A 4,526-nucleotide genomic window follows, 5' to 3' on the forward strand; every position below is an offset into this window, starting at 1 on the left:
TAAGGATGGGACAGCTATGGCCTTCGGAATTAACAGAGAAGAATTGAACCGGTGGAAACAGGCGGTCTCCCGGGGGGAGATCGCTTTTTTTGACCCATTACTGGCTCGATCCGCGGTTTCCCGGAATCACCACCGTAACCAAGGTTGGCTGCAGCGACCTGCCCCGTCTCCGCCGCTGGTGTCAGCAGAACGGTCTTCCGCCGCAATATATCCATAACCGCAAACCCTTCCCCCACTTCGATCTGCTAGGACCGAAGCAGCCGGAAATTCTCCGGCAGGAGGGCATGTGGGAGCAGCTTGAACGTTTCCATATGTTATAAGAAAACATAATGCCTACCCGGCGAAATATAAGCCGATTACTTCTTGCTTCGCAAATCTTTCATAATCTGGCGCCCGGTAGGCGTCTGGGCCAGCCCGCCCCCGGCCGTCTCGCGGTGCTTCTCCGGCATGGCTGAGCCAACCTCAAGCATCACCTTGATCACTTCATCAGAAGGGATCACACTGCGCACACCTGCAAGCGCCATATCTGCTGCAGCCAGTGCGGTAACAGCACCGAAGCCGTTGCGCACGATGCAGGGAATCTCTACAAGCCCGCCCACCGGATCGCAAATCAGGCCAAGGGTATTCTTAAGCGCCAGCCCCACGGCATGAACCGCCTGGGCCGGTGTACCCCCCCGCAGCTCCGTCAGCGCTCCTGCAGCCATCCCGATCGCGGAACCGACTTCCGCCTGACAGCCGCCCTCTGCCCCGGATACAAAAGAGTTATTGGCAATAACATATCCGATTGCGCCTGCGGCAAACAATCCTGACACCATATAATCATCATCCCAGCCGAAACGCTCCTGGCAGCTGAGAAATACGCCGGGAATAATTCCGCAGGAACCTGCTGTCGGAGTAGCGATAATCCGCCCCATGGAGGCATTCACTTCCGATACGGCTAATGCGTAGGCCATCGCCTGTCCGGCTGGTCCCCCAAGACATGGCTCCTCCGCAGCATTGTAGGCGGCAACCCGCTGGGCATCGAGGCCCGTCAGGCCGCTGCGCGAGGTCGTATTCTCCGTCATGCCGCGTTGTACCGCCTCTTTCATTACGCCATAATACTGGCTCATCGTAGCGAATTCCTGGTCCTTCGAGCGTCCGGATTCCGCACTCTGCTCCTCCAGCATCAGTGCACCGATGCCAAGACCCCGCTCCCCGCATAATACAGCCAGCTGGCTTAAAGTTTGAAAATTCATGTTGTACTTTCCTTCCCTTTCTGTGCTCGCGTATCCTCGTTAAGATCCACCACTTTGACTGATTTCACAGCAGGCAGAGCGCGCAGCCCCTGAAGCAGTTCTGCAGTTGCCGGTTCATCCAGCTCCAGCACAGTCAGCGCCGCACCGCTGCGGTTCTTGCGGTCAAGAGACATGTGCCCGATGTTAAACTGGCCCTGGCGAATTACATCCGTAACACTGGCGAGTACCCCGAGATAATCCATGTGGTTGATAAGAACAGTCGGATACATTCCGGTCAGCTTAACCCCGAAACCGTCAATATCAACGATCTCTATATTTCCCCCGCCAATCGAGATCCCCGTCAGCGTCAATTCTGTGCCTGTGTCACGGCCGGTAAGACGCAGCTTCACGGTATTCGGATGAGGGAACAATCCCGCCCCCTGCCGGAAGGAAACCTCCATTCCGTCTTCAGCGGCCAGCTCAATGGAATCCGGCAAACGGTGGTCGTCTGTAGCAAAGTCCAGCAATCCGCCGACGATAGCCCGGTCGGTTCCATGCCCCTGATACGTTGCGGCAAACGAGCCAAAAAATATGACCTCCGCCTCACTCGGCACTTCGCCGAGCACCTGCCGGGCTGCTCTGCCGATCCGTGCCGCTCCTGCGGTATGTGAACTGGAAGGCCCGACCATCGCCGGGCCGATTATAGAGAACACATCTTTAAAACGCATTGTCAGATCACCTGCTATTCAATTTCGCCATTTACTTGCCTATATATTATACTGCACGAATGCAGAACCTACACCATTACATCAGTTGTCACTAAAAGCGCTGTAATACGTTTATTAGAAATCGGTATTCTGCGAAAAGAGCACAAGGCCGTCCCGCTCCTGCCAGCCGGTGCCCGACCAGAAGCTGCGTCCCAGCGTGTTGCCTTCAATAACCATCAGATGGCATTTCGCAATGCCCGCTTCCCGCAATGCGTTAAGCGAACGTGTCACCATTTCACGGCCGGCTCCCTTACCCCGGCAGGCACCGCTGACGGCTACATGATACATATACCCTCTCCGCCCGTCATGTCCGCACATCACAGTGCCGGCAAGCGTACCGTCCTTATCCTCGCATACCTGGCTAATACCGGGATTCCGCTCCAGATACCGCAGAATTTCTTCCCGGGAGTCAGCCTGGCTGAGGTTCATCCCTGCTGTATTCTCCCACAACTGATAGGCAGCCTCATAATCATCTGCAATCATTGCTCTGTATCGCATCGTTTTGTTCCCCGCTTTCCAAATTATTATTCTTCAGTTCCAACTTTAGGCTACGAGATTTAAGGCAATAAGAGTGCTGCTCCGGCTACCGCTTCCGTTAGCCTGCACCAGCATAGAGCGCACGCTTCTCTGGGCGCATGCATAAAAATATATAAAACAGACAGTGCGCAAGGAGGAGTATCACGCAATGAATCCTACTTACCCCTATTACGGGGAACAGACGATATGCCGCAAGCAGCCGGTTGCCTTCCCGCCCCAGCACCAGGACCGCCAGCCCGGTCTGGAGAGCCTGATGAATCCCCGGCCGATCAGTGAAGACCCGGACAGCCGCGGCAGCGGCAAGCTGCAGGGCAAGGTTGCTTTTATCAGCGGCGGAGACAGCGGGATCGGCAAGGCGGCGGCCATCGCTTTTGCCAAAGAAGGAGCGGATGTGGCCATTGCCTATCTGTATGAAGCCTCCGACGCCGAGGTCACAGCACAGCGTATTGAACAGCTTGGCCGCCGCTGCCTGCGGATTGAAACCGATTTACGGTATAGGCAAAACTGCTTCCAGGCGGTGGAGCAGACGGTACGGACCTTTGGCAGGCTGGATATTCTGGTCAACAATCTAGCTGTGCAGTATCCGCAGCAGAGCATTATGGACATCACCGAAGAGCAGCTGTACCAGACCTTTCAGACCAATGTTTTCCCTTACTTTTTCCTGACTCAGGCTGCACTGCCGCATCTGAACAAGGGAGCCTCCATCATCAATACCGCCTCCATTACCGCTTACCAGGGCAATAAGAAGCTGATCGACTATTCATCCACCAAAGGGGCCGTTGTCACCTTTACACGCTCTCTTGCCCTGTCACTTGCCGATACCGGAATCCGGGTCAACAGCGTTGCTCCAGGTCCGGTGTGGACCCCGCTCATCCCTTCCAGCTATTCCGCTGCCGAAGTCAGCGTATTCGGAACCGATACCCCGCTGGGGCGGGCCGCTCAACCCTATGAGCTTGCCGGAGCCTATGTCTATCTGGCCGGACCGGATTCTTCCTATGTAACCGGCACCTGCATTCATGTTAACGGCGGGGACATGGTCACCAGCTGATATGCGGGAAGAAGAGGTTACGACCGTTTGAAATCTGCACATTTAAAAAACGCCGGGTACTCTGCTGAGTCCGGCAGCGCCGTTCACCTAACCTGAAAGGACGTTATCATATGAACAGAATCAAAGAGTACGATCTGCCCTCTGTCCGGCTGTCTGCAGGCATGTACGCATTGTCCAAATTATCCGCTGCCGGATTGACCTTCATGCTGGTGTCGCTTGTACTGCTTGGTTTGCCGCATACAGACGGGGTGCCGGAGGGCTGGCCGGTTTCCGTGCCCTATGCCGTTTATGCCTACGGGCTGCCGGCCGCGCTCATTGCAGACGCCCTCCTGCGCATGTTCCGCTCCTCATCCCTCGGCCCTTCACTTGTCCTGTATGCCGCTACCGGATTCGGCGCCGGCTTATGGCTGGCCTCAGAGCAAGGCGGAGACGCACAGACCTGCGCTCTCTACGGTATTGGCGTGCTGCTGCTGTTCCGGCTTGCTCAGCAGTCCGGCGAACGCTATCCGCTTCTGCTGCCCGTATTCGCGCTATTCGTACCGCTGCTCTGCCTCGTGCTGATGTAAGCAGCTGGTTAAAGCGCTTCGATGATATCCCCGGCGATTAAACCCGCCGGATGGTTCCTCGCGCCGGCCGCCCGCTCCCCGGCAAGTCCGTGCAGATACACCCCGAAAGCCGCTGCCTGAACGGCATTCAGGCCTTGCGCCAGCAGGCCGGATATGATGCCTGTCAGCACATCGCCTGCTCCGCCTGTGCCCATTCCCGGATGGCCTGTGATATTAACATAGGCTTCTCCGTCAGGCGTGGCAATAACGGTATGCGCTCCTTTCAGTACGAGCACTACACCGTGCTGCCGGGCATAAGCCAGTGCCAGACCGATCCGGTCACGCTGCACCTCCGCTGTGGATATGCCGGCAAGCCGGGCCATTTCCCCGGGATGCGGCGTAAGAATGACGGGCC

At 56.7% G+C, this 4,526-nt stretch carries 6 protein-coding genes and 1 pseudogene; 3 read left to right on the forward strand and 4 right to left on the reverse strand.

Annotated features, from left to right (window positions below; all coding sequences use genetic code 11):
* The first annotated feature begins 16 nt into the window (after window positions 1–16).
* Window positions 17–320: pseudogene (locus AQR02_RS25295) on the forward strand (hypothetical protein).
* Between the two features lie 36 nt (window positions 321–356).
* On the opposite strand, the gene sdaAA reads toward AQR02_RS25295, so the two are convergent.
* The 3 genes from sdaAA to AQR02_RS25310 form a co-directional block, all read right to left on the reverse strand.
* Window positions 357–1,235, reverse strand: a complete 879-nt coding sequence (gene sdaAA, locus AQR02_RS25300; protein ID WP_054943151.1) for an L-serine ammonia-lyase, iron-sulfur-dependent, subunit alpha — start codon at window positions 1,233–1,235, stop codon at window positions 357–359.
* On the reverse strand, window positions 1,232–1,942 hold the full coding sequence (sdaAB, locus tag AQR02_RS25305; protein ID WP_054943152.1) for an L-serine ammonia-lyase, iron-sulfur-dependent subunit beta: 711 nt from the start codon (window positions 1,940–1,942) through the stop codon (window positions 1,232–1,234). Before sdaAB ends, sdaAA begins: the two co-directional genes overlap by 4 nt.
* 114 nt (window positions 1,943–2,056) lie before the next feature.
* Window positions 2,057–2,479, reverse strand: coding sequence for a GNAT family N-acetyltransferase (locus AQR02_RS25310; protein WP_054943153.1), 423 nt, complete (start codon window positions 2,477–2,479; stop codon window positions 2,057–2,059).
* A gap of 187 nt (window positions 2,480–2,666) precedes the next feature.
* Between AQR02_RS25310 and AQR02_RS25315 the strand changes: the two genes are divergently transcribed.
* Window positions 2,667–3,566, forward strand: coding sequence for an SDR family oxidoreductase (locus AQR02_RS25315; protein ID WP_054943154.1), 900 nt, complete (start codon window positions 2,667–2,669; stop codon window positions 3,564–3,566).
* A 110-nt stretch (window positions 3,567–3,676) separates the two neighbouring features.
* Window positions 3,677–4,132, forward strand: coding sequence for a hypothetical protein (locus AQR02_RS25320; RefSeq protein ID WP_054943155.1), 456 nt, complete (start codon window positions 3,677–3,679; stop codon window positions 4,130–4,132).
* Window positions 4,133–4,140: 8 nt separating this feature from the next.
* Here AQR02_RS25320 and AQR02_RS34885 read toward each other — a convergent pair.
* A partial coding sequence (locus AQR02_RS34885) for an ADP-dependent NAD(P)H-hydrate dehydratase (RefSeq protein ID WP_245237734.1) occupies window positions 4,141–4,526 on the reverse strand: 386 nt, incomplete at its 5' end.

This window comes from Paenibacillus ihuae (genome assembly GCF_001368795.1).
GTDB classification, from domain to species: domain Bacteria; phylum Bacillota; class Bacilli; order Paenibacillales; family Paenibacillaceae; genus Paenibacillus_AQ; species Paenibacillus_AQ ihuae.